The organism is Pseudomonas izuensis (assembly GCF_002356535.2).
Taxonomy (GTDB): Bacteria; Pseudomonadota; Gammaproteobacteria; order Pseudomonadales; family Pseudomonadaceae; genus Aquipseudomonas; species Aquipseudomonas izuensis.
This window is the reverse complement of the sequence record NZ_AP017423.2, coordinates 2,548,982-2,566,605: the sequence shown is the minus strand read 5'-3', so window position 1 is coordinate 2,566,605 and position 17,624 is coordinate 2,548,982. Positions and strand designations below refer to the sequence as shown.

Here is a 17,624-nt window from a genome sequence, read left to right as displayed (position 1 = left end):
GGCGGGCGCTCAAGATGAGCGAAATGGCACCCAGGGAAGGTGATTGCAACACGCAAAGATCATTGAAGAACTTCAGAAGCTGAAGCCGATTCGGCGTTCCGCACCAGATCGATCAACCAGGTACGGAATGCCGCGACTTTTTTCGAGTTGGCGATTTCCAGCGGCGTCACCAAGTAGAAACCCAGGTCGGACTTCAACTTGAGGTTGAACGGCACCACCAGCTTTCCGGACTTCAGATCGTCATCAACGTAGGTGGAGCGACCGATGCACACCCCCAATCCGTCGATGGCAGCCTGCACCGCCATCATGGCCAGGTCGAAGGTCAGCCGCGTGCCTTCGGCGAGTTTCTTCGGTTGCCCGGCCGCGCTCAGCCACATGTTCCAGTCGTTACTGGTCATGCCACTGACTTGCAACAGCGTGTGATTGGCCAGATCGCCCGGGGTTTTCAAGGCTTTGGGACCGCTCAGCAGCTTGGGGCTGCACACGGGAAAGATTTCGTCGGACATGAGCCAGTCCGCCCGCAAGCCCTTCCAGTCTCCTAAACCATAGCGGATCGCGGCGTCGATGCCGCCCTTGCGGAAGTCCACCAGTTCGGTCGATGCGGTGACCCGCACATTAATGTTGGGGAATGCATCCTGAAAGGATGCCAGGCGCGGCAATAGCCATTTGGACGCCAGGGAAACCAGGGTACTGATGGTCAATGCGCTGTTGTTGGTCAACTCGAGCAACATTTCCGTGGAATAGCGTATTTCATGAAACGCCGAGCGAATGCCAGGGAAATACGCATGGCCTTCGGTGGTCAACGCCAAGCCATCCTTGAGGCGTAGAAACAGGCGAACGCCCAGTTCGTCTTCAAGTCGGCGGATCTGATGGCTGATGGCCGTCTGTGTGACATTGAGCTCTTCGGCGGCCTTGGTAAAACTCATATGGCGAGCAGCAGATTCAAACGCTTTCAATCCATTGAGAGAGGGAGTTCTGGCAACCATAAGACGACGTAGTGCTCATGAGATTTTGTCATACGGTAGCACCCAAGAAGTCCTTTGCAAAAAGCTTCTGCGGTCGTGGATCCTAGCGGCGCTCCTCAAGCCACAACGGCTTGAAAACGAACGGCAACACGTTCGGGTACCAGTTGCCCGCTTATAAGGAAATACTATGAAACTGTACTTTGCCCCCATGACCTGCTCCCTGTCGCCGCACATCGTGCTGCGCGAACTGGGCCTGCCTTTCGAACTGATCCGGGTCAACAACAAAACCAAGGCCACGGCCGACGGCCATGACTTTCGTGACATCAACCCAAAGGGCTACGTGGCCGCACTGGTGCTGGATCACGGCCAGGTACTGACCGAAGGTCCGGCCATCGTCCAGTACCTGGCCGATCAGGTTCCGGGTAATACCCTGGCACCGGCCAACGGCACCTGGGAGCGCACTCGCCTGCAGGAACTACTGAACTTCATCACCTCGGAAATCCATGGCGGCAGCGCGCCGTTGTTCAATGCTGATATCCCTGAGTCCACCAAAGAAATTTTCCGGCAGAAACTGTTCAAACGTCTGGACTACCTGAACAAAGAGCTGGTGAACAAAGACTACCTGCTGGGCACCTTCGGCCTGGCCGATGTCTACCTGTTTACCGTGCTCAAGTGGCTCCCGTTCTTCAACATCGACATCAACGACTGGCCGGAACTGGCGTCATTCATGGAACGCATCGAAACACGTCCAAGCGTACAGGCCGCCATTGCCGCGGAAGAAGCAACGCAGCCCGTTTAATCTCGAATGGCAGAAGCTGGTCGATGCTGGCTTCTCCCTCACTTCAACCTGGGTGAAGCCCTATGCAGACAATTGGGCGCGTCCCGAGCGAGCAGGCCGTGGTGCTCGAGGCAATGTGAGCGATTCAGCATTCACCAGTGCTCAATCGCGTAAAACAAAGAACCGGTGCCCGTCATCAACACAACGTAAGGACACCGCCGACGACGATGAGCTGTGCCGTCAGCACGAAAGCCAGGATCAATGGCTTGATACCGGCCTTGCGGACGTCGCGCAGTCGGGTACTGAAACCCAGCGCGCCCGTGGCTGCGGCCAGCAGCAGGTCATCCAGCCCGACGACGATCTGCCGGATGCCTTGCGTCAGCGGCATCCAGGAATTGATCAGCATGCAGATCACGAAGCCCAGTACGAAACGGCTACGGTACCCGCGCTGAATGGCGTGGAAGGTACCCAACTAATACGCACTATCCACCTGAAGCATCCATTGTTCAAAGGCCCGCCGGCCGCGGCGTACCTGCAGGCCGAACACGCCGATCTGGTGGGCATCAAAGATTTTCCAACGTGACGGCTGCGCTTGAGCGTTTACTGACGCGGCCGGCAGTGGCGAAGGGTTTGACTATTCCACCTGCGCCTTAAACGCGTCGTACACCGATAACGGCAGGCTGATGCCCTCGCGGACCGCACGGGCATAGGCTTGCTCTTTGGCCTTGCCCGGCAGGTAAACGCCCAAGGCTTCAAGCCGCGTCATCTGCTCGCCCAGCCGTGAGGCAAAGCACTCGTCCAGCAACCTGGGCGCAATGCCAATCACCAGCATGCCAGCCCCTGGGGACTCGCTGCCGGTACGGAAATCTGCTGCATCCAACGACCAATTGGCCCCCGTCAAACCCGCCGCGAGCACCTCGACCATCAACGCGATGTTGGCGCCGCGACCGCCCCCGAATGCCAGCAACGTCCCGTGCAGTGCCTCCCGTGCGCTGCGCGTTTCATTGCCTTGTGCATCAACCGCCCAGCCTGCCGGTATCGCCTCCCCCGCTTCAGCGGCCCGAAGCAGGTTTACGTAGGCCGTGGCGCTGCTGGCTTGGTCGATTGCCAGTAAACGACCCGCAGCACTGGCGGCGGCAAATGCGATGGGGTTGGTGGAGTACAGCGGCCGGCTCTGGCCCGCCACGGTGAGTAGCGGTGAGCCATTGGTGAATGCCATCGCGACCAGCCCCTCGCGCGCCAGGCGACGGGTGTAATAGCCCAACTCGCCACAGGTGAAAGCGTTGAACTGCGCAAACAGGGCGATACCCAGTTGATGCGCATTGCTGCACAGCACAGGGAAAGCGCGATCGAACCCCAGTTGCGCGATGCCTTGGGCCGCGTCGCAGCGGATCATGGCCGGCGCGACCTGGGTCACGATGGGCTCGGCAGCCATGGCGATTCGGCCGGTGGCAAAGCCGCTGAGGTAGTCAGGCAAATGGCCGAAACCGACTTCGTGTTGGCCATGGGCCTGGGCTGATACCGTGGCGTTGGCAAGCGCCGAGGCCACGGCGTAGCTGGTGCCGTGGGCCAGGCAGAGCTGTTGTGCGAAGGTAGTGGCATCGGTCAGAGAAAGGCGCTTGTCGGGTTTGTTGTCGTCCATGGTGGCTTCAGTGTTCTCGGATTGTAGGTGTGCCGCAGCTGGAGAACCTGCAGGAGCGGCTTGAGCCGCTCCCGCAGGATTTGTGTCGTTCAGTTGATTATCTCTACTGAATCATCCTCGGCTCACCCACCTGCGCAGCCTCGCGGTCCAGGCCAAAGGAGGCGAGGATTTCAGCGATTTCGCCCGAGGCATGCAAGGCCTGGATGTTCTTGCCCAGCGCCTCGCCCAAGGCTGCGTTGGTCTTGGTGTATGGGAAGGCGCTCTGCCCAGGCTCAAGCGTGGCCTTGACCCGCTGATCGGGCTCGGAAACCTTGATGCTCTTGCCGGGGTACGCGCCCTTCTGCTGCGAAGAAACCCCCACCGCGAAGCTGTCCGCGCCGACCTGGATGCGCTTGGACGCCAGGTCCTGGGCCATGGCCACCGGGTTCGGGTAGAGCACCAGATTATCGCCAAAGGCCTTCTTCAAATCGTCCACCCACAGGTAGCCCTGCACGGTGCCGATGCGCTTGCCGTCCAGTTCGGAAATCTTCGTGTAACCCTCATCCGAAATAATGCCCATCACGTCCAGGTACAAGGGTGCCGACAACCCCAACGCCTTGCTGCGCTCTGCCGTGCGATACCAGTCACCGATGCCGACATCGGCGCGCTTTGCCACCACCGCCTGCACCACCGCTGCGGTGTCCACCACCATGGTCTTGACCTTCAGGCATTCGCGCTCGGCGATGCGCTTGATGATCTCGCCATCCACGCCGCTCAACTGGTTGTTCGGCCCCGGTATCGAGTAAGGCGGGAAGACATACGCCGCCACGGTCAGTACACCCGGCGTAATGGTTTCAAACTGGTTCGCCGGGGTGCATTCGGCCAGGGCGTACGGCGCGCCGGCCAGGGTCGAACACAAGAACATCCAATGGGTAAAACGTTTAAATGAGCGAGTCATGACGTCACCTTTGCAATAAGAGAGCAGCAGCCGAAAACGGCGTGAGTGGCATTTGTTGTTATGGCTGGCTGGGTGCCAGTCTTTTTTCCAGCGCTGCCACGCCCAGGGTCGCCGGAGCACAGACAGCGGCATACATCAAACCGGCCAGGATCAGCACCGGCATGTACTCAAACGTGGAGGAACCTATGGAAGACGCCCGGCTGACAATTTCCGGCAGGGCGATGGTGAAACACAGCGACGAGGCCTGGAACATCATGATCGAGAACCCCAGCAGCGACGGCAGCGCTACCCGCAAGGCCTGAGGCAGGATCACAAAGCGCAGGGCGTCGAACCGGTTGAGGCCGATCACCTCAGCGGCCTCGGTTTGCCCTGGGGCCACCGCCTCGATGCCACCGCGAATGATTTCACTGGTGTAGGCCGCCGTGCAGTACGCCATGGCCAGCGCGGCAGCCCAGAACGAGGTCAAGGTCAGGTTGACGCTGGGCAGGCCAAAGTAAAAATACTGCAGCAGGATCAACGCCGGCGCACCGCGCCCAAACTCCACGATGACCAAAGACGGGTAACGCCACCAGCGGCTCGGGGCCGAGACACTGAGTGCCAGCACCAGCCCCAGCACAATACCCAGGCCCAGGCTCACCGCCGTGACCTGCATCGACAGCACAAAGCCCTTCCACAACTCCGGCAGCCATTGGGCCCACATCGTCAGCAGTTCGCTCATCGGGCAATCCTCTGTTTCAACGTGGCCGAGAGCCAACGGGAGAACAAGGCCACCGGCACGCTGAGCACCAGGTAAACCAGCGCCGCCGCGCTGTAGACACTCAGGCCCTGAAAGGTTTGTTGTGAAACCTGATAGGCCTGGAAGCTGATATCGCCGACGCCAATGGTCGAGGCCACGGCCGAATCCTTGAGCAGGCCAATGGCGTAGGTGGCCGAGGTGGGGATGGCGATGCGCACCAACTGCGGTAACACCACATCGAAAAACCGTTGCGATGTCGACAGGTTAAGCACATAGGCGGCTTCGAACTGCCCGGTGGGAATCGCCGCGAAAGCACCGCGATACACCTCGGACATGTGCGCCGCCGTAATCAGCCCCAGGCCGACCACTGCCGCGGTAAACGGCGACAGGCTGATATAGCCGCCACCGATGCCAAAGAAGATGAAAAACAACCAGACAATCGGCGGAATGGAGCGCAGGGTCAGCACCAGCATGGCCGCCAGAAAACGCAGTGGCTTGACCCTGGACAGGCGCAGGGCACAGATCGGAAACCCCAGCACTACGCCGACGCAGAAGGCGAGCACGGTGACCGCAATGGTCCACGGCACACCGTTCAACAGCATAATCAGGATGTCTTGCATCAGCGATTCCTCACGGCCTGGAGGAACTGGATCACCCGTTCATGCTCGGGCTGGCGCATCACTTGCTGGCTCGGCCCCTGCTCGATGATTCGCCCCTCGGCCATCACCACCACGCGGTCGGACACGGTTTCGGCGAAGTGCATTTCGTGGGTCACGACGATCATCGACATGCCTTCGCAGGCGAGCTCTTTCATCACCGCCAACACCTCCAGGCCCAGCTCGGGGTCCAGCGCCGAGGTCGGTTCATCGAACAGCATCAATTCAGGGTCCAATGCCAGGGCGCGGGCGATGGCGATCCGTTGTTGCTGGCCACCGGAGCAGCGCGCCGGATAATGCTGGGCCTTGTCGGCCAACCCCACGCGTTCGAGCAGTTGCATGGAACGGGCGTCGGCCTCTTTGGCGCTGCGGCCCAAGGTACGGATTTGCGCCAGGCTGACATTGCGCAGTACCGTCAGGTGCGGAAAAAGATTAAACGACTGGAACACCATGCCAATGCGCCGGCGCAGCTTGAGCAGCTCTGTACGGGGCAACGTCTTGCCAGCTTCGATGTGCACGCCATCCATACTGACCCGGCCCTGGGTCGGCGGCTCCAACTGATTGATACAGCGCAGCAAGGTACTCTTGCCCGAACCACTAGGCCCGATAATGGCCACCACCTCGCCCTTGCTCATTTCAAAACACACGTCGTGCAGGACGGGATAGGGGCCAAACTGTTTATGAATTCCCTCCAGGCGCAAGAACGGTTCGGCGCTGGCCGCTGGGCGCGACGCCAAGGAGGGCGCGGATTCAATCACGGTCATACTGCTCATGGTTTTGCTCCAGCTATCGATCGCCGTCGACTAAGGGCGTGCACGAAAGTTTTATCGGCCCGTTGGCGCTGATCAGCACCTGTTCTTCGAGCTTCACCCCTTCCCCACCGCCTTGTTCACCGATGTAACTTTCCACCGACACCACCATGTTTTCCTCGAACAGGCCGTCGTAACCCCACTCGGCGAAATCCACGGCGTAGGCGACGCTGGGGTACTCGTCCACCAGGCCGACGCCGTGCAGCATCATCATGTAGCGGTTGTGCTCAAAGCGCTTGGGCACAGGCCAACAGTGTTCGGCAAACTCGCGAAAGGACAGGCCCGGGCGCAGCAGTTCGACGTTGTGGTTGATCTGCTGCGAGGCGATTTCCAGCAAGTCGCGCTGGGCCGTTGTCGGCGCCTTGCCGGGGCAGACGAAGCTGCGAGAGATGTCCGAAAGGTAACCACCGGGCCCGACCATGTCGGTGTCAAAACAGACCATCTCACCGGCCTTGATGACCTTGTCGGTGGCGTCCTGGAACCACGGGTTGGTGCGCGGCCCGGAGCTGAGCAAGCGGCTTTCGGCCCATTCCCCGCCGTGCGCGACATTAGTCCCGTGCATGATGCTCCACAGCTGGTTTTCAGTGACCCCCGGCACCAGGCTTGTGCGCATCCGGGCAATGGCCAGGTCGCACACGCCCATGGACACCCGGTGGCTGGCGACCTCTTCCGCCGATTTGATCAAGCGTGCCTGCTCCATCAACGGCTGCGCATCGAACAGCTCAATGCCCTTATGCGTCAGGCGCTGCGCGCCCCAAGGGTCGCAACGGTCCACCGCCAAGCGGCGATTGCCGCCACCGTGGCGGGCTATCAGGTCCGCCACTTCCTGGGCCCAGCGCTCGGCTTTTTCCTGCACGCGGGGGCCGGCAAGAAAATACAGCCAGGGAATCGCCGGGCGAATTTCATCGATGGTTTCCACGTGCTCGCTGTTGTGCCGGCTGCTGGTGAACTCGAACAGCACCACCGGGCCGTCGGTGGCCACAAACACATAGCGGCTGGGCGAGTGCATCACCCACAAGCCGAGATTATTGGTGTCGGTGGCATAGCGAATATTGATCGGATCGGCCAACAGAATGCCGGCGTAATCCTGGGCGCGCAGTTGCTCGCGAATGCGCTCCAGGCGGTAATGACGCAGGGCTTTGCGATCGATGGCGGTATACGCATCGAGTAACGCCGTGTCGACCGGCGCCAGGGCATGTTCAGTGACCTTGGCATCGCTGCGAAAGCGCAGGTCGCGTTCGGTTAACGCAGTGAGCAGCTCAATGGAATCAGAACCCGTATGCATGCAACAACCTCCGCTGGGAAGAGTTTGATGTTCATCAAATTCAATCAGACCAACTGTCGGGGCAGTAACTAAAGGCTTCTAAATCAGGCGACGGCTGTCTTTATTGTTGTGGGCGACACACGGCAGCTAGAGGTCCTTGACCAGCCGCAGGGCATCGTAGATGGCCGCATGGGTATTGCGCGACGCCACGGCATCACCAATGCGGAACAACTGGAAGCGCCCTTCGGGGTTGCTCGCAACGGTTTGCGGCTTGCCGACAATCAGGTCCATGTACTCCACGGCGCCTTCGTTGCTGGCCAAGGGTTTGAGTTCGAAATACAGCTCGTCCAGCGGACGGGTGCCGTGGTTGACCACCACCTGATCCACCAGGCGTGTTTTAGTCAGGTCGCTGTAATCGGTGCCGATCGTAGCCAGCAATTGGTCGCCTTGTTTCTCCACAACCTTGAGCCGGTAGGTGACGGTGAAGGTGGTGTCCAGTTGCTGCAACGAGCGCATGTAGGGAACCAGGTTCATGCCCATGACTTCCGGCGCGAACGAGCGGTCGGGGGTCATGATTTCAGTCTTGGCGCCACTGCGGGCGATGAATTCGGCGGCTTGCAGGCCGGCGTGGTCGCCCGCATCGTCGTACACCAGCACATTGCGCCCAGGCTTCACGTCGCCGGAAATAATGTCCCAGCTTGAAACCAGGAACTGATTGCCGTGTTCCAGCACTTCGGTGTGCGGCATGCCCCCGGTCGCCACGATCACCACGTCGGCATTTTCATCGAGAACAATCGCGGCGTCTGCCCAGGTGTTGAAGTGAAACGTCACGCCAAGGCGCTCGCATTGCGCCATGCGCCAATCGATGATGCTGATCATTTCTTTGCGCCGCTCGGACTGCGCGGTCAGGCGAATCTGTCCGCCGGGTTTGTCCGCCAGCTCATACACCACCACCTCGTGGCCGCGCTCTCCTGCCACCCGTGCCGCTTCCAGGCCACCAGGGCCGGCGCCGACAATCACCACTTTGCGCTTCTGCGCAGCCTTGGGTATTTCATGAGGCATGGTGGTTTCACGCCCGGTCGCGGCGTTGTGGATGCAGTAGGCAGCGCCAGCGTTGTAAATGCGGTCCAGGCAATAGTTGGCGCCCACGCAAGGGCGGATATCGTCTTCACGGCCTTCGATGATCTTGCGCACGATGTGCGGGTCGGTCATGTGCGCGCGGGTCATGCCGACCATGTCCACCAACCCCGAGGCAATGGCATGCCGCGCCGTGGCCACGTCGGGAATTTTCGCTGCATGGAAGGTCGGGAAGCCGGTCAGCGCCTTGATTTCGCCGGCAAAGTCCAGGTGCGGGGCATTGCGCATGCCCTGGATCGGGATGATGTCGGTCAGCCCGGCGTCGGTGGCGATGTTGCCGCGAATCACATTAAGGAAGTCGATCATGCCACTGTCTTTCAACAGTTGGGAGATCTGCAAGCCCTCCTCTTTCTGCAGGCCGCCGGCGAGGACTTCGTCCCCGGTGTAGCGAATGCCGACGATAAATTCCGAGCCCACGCGTTTGCGAATGGCCGTGAGCACATCGAAGGTAAAGCGCAGGCGGTTTTGCAGCGAGCCGCCGTATGGCCCTTCCAGTTCGTTGGTCAGTGGCGACCAGAACTGGTCCATCAAGTGGCCGTAGGCTTGCAACTCGATGCCGTCCAGGCCGGCGGCTTTCATGCGTTCGGCGGCATCGGCGTAGTCGCGAATGATGCGGTCGATGTCCCATTGTTCGAGCTGCTTGGGGAAGGCGCGGTGTGCGGGTTCTTGATTGTGCGAGGGCGACACCACCGGTAGCCAGTCGCCTTTGTCCCAGCGGGTACGCCGGCCCAGGTGAGTGAGCTGGATCATCACCGCCGCACCATGTTCGTGGCACTCGTCGGTCAGGTCTTTCATCCAGCCGACCACTTCGTCCTTGTAGGCCAGAATGTTGTTGAACACGGGCGGGCTGTCACGGGAGATCGCGGCGGAGCCTGCGGTCATGGTCATGGCTACACCGGCTTTGGCACGTTCAACGTGGTAGGCCCGGTAGAGCTTTTTCGGCATCCCGTCTTCCGGGTAAGCCGGTTCGTGGGAGGTGGTTATGATGCGGTTGCGCAGGGTCAAATGCTTGAGGCGATAAGGCTGAAGTAGCGGATCGTTTTTCATATCGGTCTCGCAAACAGGTCATCAGGCACGCCGACAATATGCCCCTCTGTACACCAGTGTCAATACTCTTGACACTGGTGTACAGTTGACCACGAAAAGCAAATTCAAACAGGGAAGAAATGCCCATGAAAGCAACCACCTCAACGGCGGAACCGGCAGGCCGAGGCTCACTGGAAGGCTGGCTTAATGCGGCCTACGAAAGTCTGACTGAGTCAGGCGTCGATGCCGTGCGAGTGATGCCGCTGGCGAAAAAACTGAATTTGTCGCGCACCAGCTTCTACTGGTTTTTCGAAGACCGCGATGCCTTGCTCGTAGCCTTGATCGAGCAATGGAAAAACAAGAACACCTTCAACCTGGTGACCAAATCCCAGGCCTATGCCGAGTCCATCACCGAGGCGATTCTCAACGTCTTCGACTGCTGGTTGAACAGCGAATTGTTCGACTCGCAGTTCGAGTTCGCCATGCGCAGTTGGGCGCTGCAATCACCGGAAGTGGCGCAGGAAATCAGCGAGGCTGACGCGCAGCGCGTCGAGGCATTGCGGCAGATGTTCGACCGTTTCGGCTTTGAACACGATGCTGCGATTACCCGCGCCCGTTCGATCTACCTCACGCAAATCGGCTACATCAGCATGAAAACCCGGGAGCCCCTGGCCCAGCGCATGCGCTACATCCCCGAGTACCTGAAGATTTTCACCGGCAGGGAGCCGGAAGCCCGTGAGCTGGAGCGCTTTTATCAGCGCAACGGTTTTAGCGGTGCCGATTTGAACGTCTAGAAACATCGACTCACAAGTCAGTTTTTTTGAAAATGCGCGTGGTCCACCTTGTTTCCGAGCCTGTCTCGGCCTTCCCGATACCTGACTGAATTGGCTGCATGAGGCAGTCCTGGAAGGACGCCAGGGCGATTCGCTCATCTAGCCGCCAACCACTGGTCATAAGCTGCTTTCATCCTTTGCCAGGTATGAGCATCGGCGGGGACAAGATGTTCGATGCGCAATGACGCTACCGTGATATCGAGCGGCATTCCGAAAGTTGTAAATGTGGATAGAAAGCGAAGTTCCCCGTTTTCGGTGCGCACTCGAGTCAGTATCAAGGGTGACGGTGGGACGTGCAGTGGTATTTCTTTCGGCCCTGCCAGGTCTTCCAGGAGGCGAGCCAAATCGGGATTGCTGGCGGATTCCCTTGCGGCGCGTTGCCAAGCAATAGCCCGTATCTCTTGCGCATTCGCCAGACAATCACCCAAGCCGCCGGGACGCAACAGGGTATCCAGCAGGTTGAGACCTGACTCACCAGCCACTGAAACACCGGCCATTTCGAATAGCAATCCCGCGCTGGCGTTGGCTGCGGTGATGTCCCAGCTGCTGTTAATGACAATGGCTGGTGCAGGATTGTTGGCTTGCAGAATGTGATCGATCGCGACGTGGACAACCTCCAATGCCGGAGCGTCCAGCGCAGACGCAACGTAGCGCGGCGCATAGCCAGCCGCAATGAAGACTGCGTTGCAATGCTCGAGAGGTACATCGAGGGCTGTTAATAGCGCATGTAATGTGCCAGGGCTGGCCTTGGCACGACCCGTCTCGACGCAGCTGAGGTGACGTTGGGATATGCCTGCCAACAGGGAAAGACTTAGCTGGCTGAGCCCCGCTTGCTGACGGAGGCGTCGTAGGTGCTCGCCAGCGGCATTACTGGCGACTGAATACGTAGGATGAAAGGAGTGCTGGCCCATTATTCAACTCTGACTGTCCATGTGAAGAGTGTCTATGACCTCTCAGGTCATTGTGAGACGAGCAACACTATCACTACTGTGTAGACGTAACCCACCAAGGAGAAGGACATGAAAGGCGTCTACGTTGCACTACCCGTGTTATTGATTTTTTCGCTCTATACCGGCTGGACGTTGCTGATGGCAGAACAGTCGCTTTTTGCCTTTGGTTTGGAGTTAATGTCCCGGCCTGACACCACGCAAGTAGTCATCGATCTCTATCTGATGGCGGCGCTCGCTTGCCTCTGGATGATTAACGACACCAGGTCGAGAGGCGGTTCGTGGCTTGGTGCATTGCCGTACCTGTTGCTTACGCTCATTTTCGTTTCCATAGGCCCACTCCTGTACATCGTGGTCAAGGGGGTTGCGGGGCCGCGCGGGCAATACATACCCTTGCGCTGAAAGCGTGGCAGTCAGGTGCCGTAAGGCTCGACGGAAGACCGGATGACAGTCGGCAAACGGCAAATCATCGAGCGGAGCCCAAAAAAAGCTGAAGGTGTGACCATGGTCATCGAGCGTGTGATGAGTCCATTGCTCCGGCAAAAACGCCTGAGTGCAACACAGTTGAAATGACCATATCTGGTCCAGATGCACAGCGTCCCAGCAGCCCATATCGCTGACAACCGAGGCGGCTTTTATGCCTGATTCTTCGCTTAATTCACGCAGAGCGGTCTGAGCTGGCGTTTCACCTGTCTCGATTGTCCCTTTGACCAGTTGTACGCCTGCTATTGGATGGCGGAACAGAAGGATGTGTGTGCCAGGAATACTGGAGAGGATGACGGGGCAAGCCTTGTTCGGTGACATGGCGACTTCCTTATCGGCAATGAAGCACACATCTTACGGCCTTATCCCTTACGCGCGGCCAGATATCCAGATGCCCGCTTCAGGTCGATTACTGCCTCCCGAGACAGGCAGAAAAGGCCCCCGCCCCGTCGCTCGTTTCGACCGCAATCAAACACAATCCGATGGTTCGCGGACGATCAGATCTCTGCGAAGCAAACACACAAAACCCGCGACAGCGATAGTGTCGTGAGATCAATCGCAAGGACGCACTATTTGATCTGCACAACCACCGGGCCTTCCGTTACGATCGGCGGCTCCGCGTGGATATGCGATGCATTTTTCTGAATCCATTCACGTGCGACTTTCAAGCTCGCATCGCTGCCGGCCTTGTCCGTGCAAACAGTCACCGACGTGCCGCCATCACCCGTATTCAACAGTGTGTAGCTGACGAGACCTGGCACTGTCCGCAGGGTCGCTTCGACGTCCGTGTTGCGCTCTTCCAGCAGCGCGAACAGCTGCCTCGCGCCTGCACCCAGGTAGGTTCTTATGACCGCATACATTTTCGTCTCCTTTGGGAGCACCGTCTTGATGCCGATCCAGATCCGTTGATGACCGGTACCACCCAAGTTTCAATTCGCCTCGATTTATTAAGCTTAGCCACGCGCCGGTGACAAGCCAAAGGCAACGACCACCGGTTGAAGCCGCAAGCACCCTGCCCGGGCCACTTCAAACGCCCCGGACACATCAGCGATCAATGACTATGCTTGGGGTGCAACGTGCTCTGACCCAAGATCCATCGCGCTGATCTGTCAGCCATCACATGGAAATACAGGCCGATGAAACCGATCCGCTCCCTTACCTGCGTGGTTGCCCTTGCCTCGATCATCTCCACCGCCGGTTTTGCCCGTGCAGCCGATGTGCCGTTGGGTAGCCATTCCATGGAAGGCCACATTGTTACGCGGGTAGTGGCCGTCGATCCGGCGAACTATCAGGTCACGGTAGAAGGCCCCGACAAAAGCCCGGTGCCCATCCAGCTCACGGACAAAGCCAAAGCCCTGCACAATTTGAAAGTCGGCGATACGGTCGATATTCACGTTATTCGCTCAGTTGCCTACGTGCTCGACACCGATGTCGACGGCGCGCCGGGCGTCAGCAACGAATCCATGACCATCCGGGCCACTAAGGACAATCCTAATCCGGGAGGTGAGGCGGTTCGTCAGGTCAAGGTCACTTCGAAGATCACCCACATTGATTTGAAACGGCATGAGGTGACCTTGCTTCCTCCAGAAGGTAAAGAGACCGTCCTGAAGGTCGAGGACCCCAAGCTCCAGGTCCGGATGAAGAAGCTCCAGGTGGGTCAGACGATCAACGCCATCTACACCGAAGTCATGCATGTCAAAACTTCACGCTAGTCACATCGGCTGGGCATCGCGGGCTGCCGGGCTCCGTTCAGGGCCAATGATGGAAAATAGGATCTGGATCCATGGCAACAAAATATGTTGCTACCATTAGTGAGTGGCAACGAGGTTGCCTGCTTTCAGTGCCTGACGTTGATCCGGTCAATCCATGCCTGCCTGACCACATAGGGGTAAGGCGCAATGCGTATTTCATTATTTTACGCGGTGTCAGCTGTACTGTTTCTAAGTGGATCTACATGCCTGGCGCAGCCAGTGGACGCACCCGCTCCCGCAAACGCTGCCGCTACAGCGCCCGTGACGGCAGCGGCCAAAGATGCCGTATTTACCCAGGAACAGCTGGATCAAATGCTGGCTCCCATTGCACTTTACCCGGACCCACTGCTGGCACAGGTCCTGATGGCTTCCACGTACCCGGGGGAAATCGCCGAGGCGGTCACCTGGTCCAAGGCCCATCCGGACGCCAAGGGCGATGACGCGGTCAAACAAGTGGCGAACCAGACCTGGGATCCGAGCGTACAGGCGCTGGTTGCCTTCCCACAGGTCCTGGCAACGCTGGGACAGGATCCCGTCTGGGTACAGCGCCTGGGCGATGCCTTCCTGGCGCAACCGGACGATGTCATGGGGGGTGTGCAACGTTTGCGCCGCCAGGCGCAAGCCGCCGGCAACCTCCAGAGCAACCAATATCAGAATGTGACGGTTCAGGCGGTGGCGCCACCGGCACCTGCGCCAACAACTTCTTCGGCCCCTGCTCCCGCCCCTGCGCCTGCCAGCAGCAGTTCCACCATCATCATTCAGCCCGCCGATCCACAGGTTGTGTACGTACCCACTTACAACCCGACAACCACCTACGGCACCTGGCCCTATCCTGCGTCGCCGCCCGTGTACTATCCACCGCCGCCCGCTTACTACCCCGGTTCGGCATTGGTGGCCGGGCTGGCGTTTGGGACCGGTGTGGCTATCGTCGCCTCGTTATGGGGTGATTGTGACTGGGGTAATAACGACGTCGACATCGACGTCAATCGTTACAACAACATCAATCGCAACAACCAGATCACCAATAACCAGAACAAGTGGCAGCACAACGCAGTGCATCGCGATGGCGTGCCTTATCGCGACAACAGGAGCCGGGAACAGTACGGCCGTCAACTGAACGGTGCCAATCAGCGTGAAGCTTTTCGAGGGGACAATGCCCAACGAGCCCAGGCTCGAGAAAACGCCCGTAGTTCCATGGACAGGGCCGGTATCGAACGACCTGCCACCAGCAATCGCCAGGCCCGGGATCAAGCGCGCAAAGCGCAGTCCGATGCCTCGGTCGGTAATCGGATGCAAGCCGGTGCGGACAGACCCAGGACGGCTGACAGGGGCCAGGGCACAGCCGGTGCGGACAGACCAAGGGCATCTGACAGGAGCCAAGGCACAAACCGGAACATTCGGGACAATCAGCAGCCCGGGAGACAGACCGCTCAGACCAATCAGCGTCGACAGGAAAGCCCGCAGGCGCGCCAGGCTACGCAAAAACGACCGGCCGCCAGTCCCGGCAGTGCCCGCAATAACGCATTCGCCGGCGCGCGGTCACCGTCGCAGACCAACCTGCAAGCTGCCCGTGGTCGCTCCAGCCAGGCATCCGCCCTGCGCCCGAGTGCCGAGCGATCTGCCGGTCGTCAGATCAGCAGGCCGTCCAGCCCACCCATGCGACAACGAGGGGGGGGCCGGCGTTGAACATCCATCTTCGAGTGAAGGTACCCATGGACTTGCTCCCTCGTGTTCTGGCAATCGCTTTCGGCCTGGCGTGGTCATGCATTGCCATGGCGCAGCAGGCATTTCCAACGCCGGAAAAAGCCGCGCAAGCGTTCGTCGAAGCACTGGGTACGGAACACGCCGACCAGGCACGCCTGACAGAGCTGTTGGGTGAAGACTGGCGCATTTACATACCGCGAGGCGGCGTACAACGCAGTGACGTGGATGCGTTTTTGAAGCTGTACCACGAGCAACATGACATCGAAAAACCCAGCGAGCGCAAGGCAGTGCTGGCGGTCGGCAGTGATCACTGGACATTGCCGATCCCCATGATCAAGGCCAAAAATGGTTGGCGCTTCGACATCAAGGCCGGTAGCGCCGAAATCCGTGCGCGTCGAATTGGCAGCAACGAACTCGCCGCAGTGCAATCGGTGCTGACCTATCACGACGCCCAGATGGATTACGCCTCCGTGGATCGTGACGGTGACGGCGCACTCGAATATGCGCAGAAAATCTTCAGCACACCCGGCATGCACGACGGGCTGTATTGGGCAGACGATGATAGCGGCCAGATCAGCCCATTGGGTCCCCTGTTCGGCACAGCTAAAGTCGGTGAAGACTGGCACGGTTATCACTTCCGCATCCTTGAGGGACAAGGCCCGTCGGCACCCGGTGGCGCTTACAGCTACCTCATCGGCGACAAGATGAGCCGCGGCTTTGCACTGATTGCCTGGCCGGCAAAATACGATGACACCGGCGTGATGAGTTTCATGATCAGTCACGAAGGACAGGTATTCGAGAAAGACTTGGGACCCAAGGGTGACAAAGTGGCGAAGTCGATGAAGCGTTTCGATCCGGATGACAGTTGGAAAGAAGTGACCGTCGATCAAAAAGAGTAATATTTATCTGGCTTGGCGACAAACAAACTTAGCGCCTATACAACGCCCTGAGTATTCAGGGCGTTGCCGTTTCCACGGCTTGGCTTTTTATCGACTCCGGGGGTATCGCTTCCGAACTTTTATTAGAGACCATTGATTGTAGCTCTCCTGCGACAACCTACTTAATCTAACTTTCATCGCCCTTCCCGGCTCGAGAGAACCCGCCTTAACAACTAATACTTTCGTTAACTAGTCCAACGCAAAAAAGCGACTATGGTTGTAAGTAATCGGTCTACTCCAGACCAGTAGTGCACTGATGGAGTTCTTATGAAAAGAACCAATCTTGCTGCTGTTGTCACCACGCTTATCGCAGGAACCCTGCCCACACTTTCCTACGCTGCTTCTCCAACGGAACCGGTTTTCGCATTTGGCTTGCTGGGAAGCTACAGCGTGCTTGAATTCAAGGGACACAAAAGCACGAACACCGAGCACATGCCGGAAGGAGGGCTTTTTCTTAACGTTGGCAACAAGATAACGGCACAGAGCGGGCTTGTTTACCAGGCAGAATTCAGTGGGCAGTACTCGGAAAAGCAGAATCAGAAAGTAAAGGATGCCCAGGCCGACCTGGATCTTGGCTGGAGAATGGCTTTGGATACCCGCAACTTTATAGATATCTTGCTGGGCGCAGGGTACAAATGGAATCGATTCCACCCGGACTCTAACAAGTACGACATTGATCTGACCAGTCGCACGCCTTTCGCTAAAGCCGCGATTGGCTACAATCATCAATTCAGCACTTCAACCCTGCGCCTTGAAGCGGGCATTCGAAAGTTTATAAACGGTGACTCACAACTGAAACTCCATGGCGTCAATAGCGAAAACCTGGATGTGAAAGATAGCAGTAATCCTTTTGTCGAGTTGAGTGTCCTGTTTAACCGGCAAGGATCAATTCCGTTGATCGCCTCCCTGTACTACAACCGCTTCAAATATGACCTGGAAGGTCAATTTGCAGTCACCGACCTGGACAAACAAACCAGGGATGAATATGGCGTAAAACTGGGTTTCGTCTTTTAACGGC

General features: G+C 58.5%; 18 protein-coding genes and 1 pseudogene. 7 read left to right on the top strand and 12 right to left on the bottom strand.

Annotation, left to right across the window (positions count from 1 at the left end; translation table 11 throughout):
* Window positions 1-59: 59 nt before the first annotated feature.
* Entirely contained in the window at window positions 60-986 is a 927-nt protein-coding gene (locus LAB08_RS11590) for a transcriptional regulator GcvA (RefSeq protein ID WP_096512072.1), read from the bottom strand.
* 166 nt (window positions 987-1,152) lie between these two features.
* On the opposite strand from LAB08_RS11590, the gene gstA reads away from it, so the two are divergent.
* Entirely contained in the window at window positions 1,153-1,764 is a 612-nt protein-coding gene (gene gstA, locus LAB08_RS11585) for a glutathione transferase GstA (RefSeq protein WP_096512073.1), read from the top strand.
* A 175-nt stretch (window positions 1,765-1,939) separates the two neighbouring features.
* On the opposite strand, the gene LAB08_RS11580 is transcribed toward gstA, so the two are convergent.
* From LAB08_RS11580 to LAB08_RS11545, 8 genes are all read right to left on the bottom strand, one after another.
* Window positions 1,940-2,215: a putative sulfate exporter family transporter gene (locus tag LAB08_RS11580; protein ID WP_254007521.1), complete on the bottom strand. Its 276-nt coding sequence runs from the start codon at window positions 2,213-2,215 to the stop codon at window positions 1,940-1,942.
* A 162-nt stretch (window positions 2,216-2,377) separates the two neighbouring features.
* Window positions 2,378-3,385, bottom strand: a complete 1,008-nt coding sequence (locus tag LAB08_RS11575; protein ID WP_096512074.1) for an Ldh family oxidoreductase — start codon at window positions 3,383-3,385, stop codon at window positions 2,378-2,380.
* Window positions 3,386-3,488: 103 nt separating this feature from the next.
* Window positions 3,489-4,322: a substrate-binding periplasmic protein gene (locus LAB08_RS11570; protein WP_096512075.1), complete on the bottom strand. Its 834-nt coding sequence runs from the start codon at window positions 4,320-4,322 to the stop codon at window positions 3,489-3,491.
* 58 nt (window positions 4,323-4,380) lie between these two features.
* Window positions 4,381-5,040: an amino acid ABC transporter permease gene (locus LAB08_RS11565; protein ID WP_096512076.1), complete on the bottom strand. Its 660-nt coding sequence runs from the start codon at window positions 5,038-5,040 to the stop codon at window positions 4,381-4,383.
* Window positions 5,037-5,678, bottom strand: a complete 642-nt coding sequence (locus tag LAB08_RS11560; protein WP_096512077.1) for an amino acid ABC transporter permease — start codon at window positions 5,676-5,678, stop codon at window positions 5,037-5,039. The genes LAB08_RS11565 and LAB08_RS11560 overlap by 4 nt, the downstream gene beginning before the upstream one ends.
* Entirely contained in the window at window positions 5,678-6,487 is an 810-nt protein-coding gene (locus tag LAB08_RS11555; RefSeq protein WP_096512078.1) for an amino acid ABC transporter ATP-binding protein, read from the bottom strand. Before LAB08_RS11555 ends, LAB08_RS11560 begins: the two co-directional genes overlap by 1 nt.
* Window positions 6,488-6,500: 13 nt before the next feature.
* Window positions 6,501-7,808: a M24 family metallopeptidase gene (locus LAB08_RS11550; protein WP_096512079.1), complete on the bottom strand. Its 1,308-nt coding sequence runs from the start codon at window positions 7,806-7,808 to the stop codon at window positions 6,501-6,503.
* Between the two features lie 126 nt (window positions 7,809-7,934).
* A complete protein-coding gene (locus LAB08_RS11545) occupies window positions 7,935-9,971 on the bottom strand; it encodes an NADH:flavin oxidoreductase (RefSeq protein ID WP_096512080.1) in 2,037 nt (678 codons plus the stop codon).
* A 125-nt stretch (window positions 9,972-10,096) separates the two neighbouring features.
* On the opposite strand from LAB08_RS11545, the gene LAB08_RS11540 reads away from it, so the two are divergent.
* Window positions 10,097-10,744, top strand: a complete 648-nt coding sequence (locus LAB08_RS11540; RefSeq protein WP_096512081.1) for a TetR/AcrR family transcriptional regulator — start codon at window positions 10,097-10,099, stop codon at window positions 10,742-10,744.
* A 134-nt stretch (window positions 10,745-10,878) separates the two neighbouring features.
* On the opposite strand, the gene LAB08_RS11535 is transcribed toward LAB08_RS11540, so the two are convergent.
* Window positions 10,879-11,694, bottom strand: a complete 816-nt coding sequence (locus LAB08_RS11535; protein WP_096512082.1) for a helix-turn-helix domain-containing protein — start codon at window positions 11,692-11,694, stop codon at window positions 10,879-10,881.
* A gap of 108 nt (window positions 11,695-11,802) precedes the next feature.
* Between LAB08_RS11535 and LAB08_RS30330 the strand changes: the two genes are divergently transcribed.
* Window positions 11,803-12,132 carry a DUF2834 domain-containing protein gene (locus tag LAB08_RS30330; RefSeq protein ID WP_254007520.1) on the top strand — a complete coding sequence of 110 codons (330 nt, stop codon included), beginning with the start codon at window positions 11,803-11,805 and terminating at the stop codon, window positions 12,130-12,132.
* Here LAB08_RS30330 and LAB08_RS30325 read toward each other — a convergent pair.
* Together LAB08_RS30325 and LAB08_RS11525 are read right to left on the bottom strand one after the other, a co-directional pair.
* Window positions 12,121-12,534: pseudogene (locus LAB08_RS30325) on the bottom strand (NUDIX hydrolase); the annotation flags it as partial. The gene LAB08_RS30330 and the pseudogene LAB08_RS30325 overlap by 12 nt on opposite strands.
* 248 nt (window positions 12,535-12,782) lie before the next feature.
* Window positions 12,783-13,073: a hypothetical protein gene (locus LAB08_RS11525; protein WP_096512084.1), complete on the bottom strand. Its 291-nt coding sequence runs from the start codon at window positions 13,071-13,073 to the stop codon at window positions 12,783-12,785.
* A gap of 276 nt (window positions 13,074-13,349) precedes the next feature.
* Between LAB08_RS11525 and LAB08_RS11520 the strand changes: the two genes are divergently transcribed.
* The 4 genes from LAB08_RS11520 to LAB08_RS11505 all read left to right on the top strand — a co-directional run bounded on the left by LAB08_RS11520 (window position 13,350) and on the right by LAB08_RS11505 (window position 17,620).
* Window positions 13,350-13,925, top strand: a complete 576-nt coding sequence (locus LAB08_RS11520; RefSeq protein WP_096512085.1) for a hypothetical protein — start codon at window positions 13,350-13,352, stop codon at window positions 13,923-13,925.
* Between the two features lie 186 nt (window positions 13,926-14,111).
* Window positions 14,112-15,650, top strand: a complete 1,539-nt coding sequence (locus LAB08_RS11515; RefSeq protein ID WP_096512086.1) for a DUF3300 domain-containing protein — start codon at window positions 14,112-14,114, stop codon at window positions 15,648-15,650.
* A gap of 26 nt (window positions 15,651-15,676) precedes the next feature.
* Window positions 15,677-16,567, top strand: a complete 891-nt coding sequence (locus LAB08_RS11510) for a DUF2950 domain-containing protein (protein ID WP_096512087.1) — start codon at window positions 15,677-15,679, stop codon at window positions 16,565-16,567.
* Window positions 16,568-16,873: 306 nt separating this feature from the next.
* A complete protein-coding gene (locus LAB08_RS11505; protein WP_096512088.1) occupies window positions 16,874-17,620 on the top strand; it encodes a hypothetical protein in 747 nt (248 codons plus the stop codon).
* The last annotated feature ends 4 nt before the right edge of the window (window positions 17,621-17,624 follow it).

What these genes read in the sequence shown, in the direction of transcription:
- LAB08_RS11560 (WP_096512077.1), bottom strand. Translation starts at nt 5,678, where the DNA reads ATGCAAGACATCCTGATTATGCTGTTGAACGGTGTGCCGTGGACCATT.
- LAB08_RS11575 (WP_096512074.1), bottom strand. Translation starts at nt 3,385, where the DNA reads ATGGACGACAACAAACCCGACAAGCGCCTTTCTCTGACCGATGCCACT.
- LAB08_RS11510 (WP_096512087.1), top strand. Translation starts at nt 15,677, where the DNA reads ATGGACTTGCTCCCTCGTGTTCTGGCAATCGCTTTCGGCCTGGCGTGG.
- LAB08_RS30330 (WP_254007520.1), top strand. Translation starts at nt 11,803, where the DNA reads ATGAAAGGCGTCTACGTTGCACTACCCGTGTTATTGATTTTTTCGCTC.
- LAB08_RS11520 (WP_096512085.1), top strand. Translation starts at nt 13,350, where the DNA reads ATGAAACCGATCCGCTCCCTTACCTGCGTGGTTGCCCTTGCCTCGATC.
- LAB08_RS11540 (WP_096512081.1), top strand. Translation starts at nt 10,097, where the DNA reads ATGAAAGCAACCACCTCAACGGCGGAACCGGCAGGCCGAGGCTCACTG.
- LAB08_RS11570 (WP_096512075.1), bottom strand. Translation starts at nt 4,322, where the DNA reads ATGACTCGCTCATTTAAACGTTTTACCCATTGGATGTTCTTGTGTTCG.
- LAB08_RS11555 (WP_096512078.1), bottom strand. Translation starts at nt 6,487, where the DNA reads ATGAGCAGTATGACCGTGATTGAATCCGCGCCCTCCTTGGCGTCGCGC.
- gstA (WP_096512073.1), top strand. Translation starts at nt 1,153, where the DNA reads ATGAAACTGTACTTTGCCCCCATGACCTGCTCCCTGTCGCCGCACATC.
- LAB08_RS11565 (WP_096512076.1), bottom strand. Translation starts at nt 5,040, where the DNA reads ATGAGCGAACTGCTGACGATGTGGGCCCAATGGCTGCCGGAGTTGTGG.
- LAB08_RS11550 (WP_096512079.1), bottom strand. Translation starts at nt 7,808, where the DNA reads ATGCATACGGGTTCTGATTCCATTGAGCTGCTCACTGCGTTAACCGAA.
- LAB08_RS11590 (WP_096512072.1), bottom strand. Translation starts at nt 986, where the DNA reads ATGGTTGCCAGAACTCCCTCTCTCAATGGATTGAAAGCGTTTGAATCT.
- LAB08_RS11525 (WP_096512084.1), bottom strand. Translation starts at nt 13,073, where the DNA reads ATGTATGCGGTCATAAGAACCTACCTGGGTGCAGGCGCGAGGCAGCTG.
- LAB08_RS11535 (WP_096512082.1), bottom strand. Translation starts at nt 11,694, where the DNA reads ATGGGCCAGCACTCCTTTCATCCTACGTATTCAGTCGCCAGTAATGCC.
- LAB08_RS11515 (WP_096512086.1), top strand. Translation starts at nt 14,112, where the DNA reads ATGCGTATTTCATTATTTTACGCGGTGTCAGCTGTACTGTTTCTAAGT.
- LAB08_RS11545 (WP_096512080.1), bottom strand. Translation starts at nt 9,971, where the DNA reads ATGAAAAACGATCCGCTACTTCAGCCTTATCGCCTCAAGCATTTGACC.
- LAB08_RS11505 (WP_096512088.1), top strand. Translation starts at nt 16,874, where the DNA reads ATGAAAAGAACCAATCTTGCTGCTGTTGTCACCACGCTTATCGCAGGA.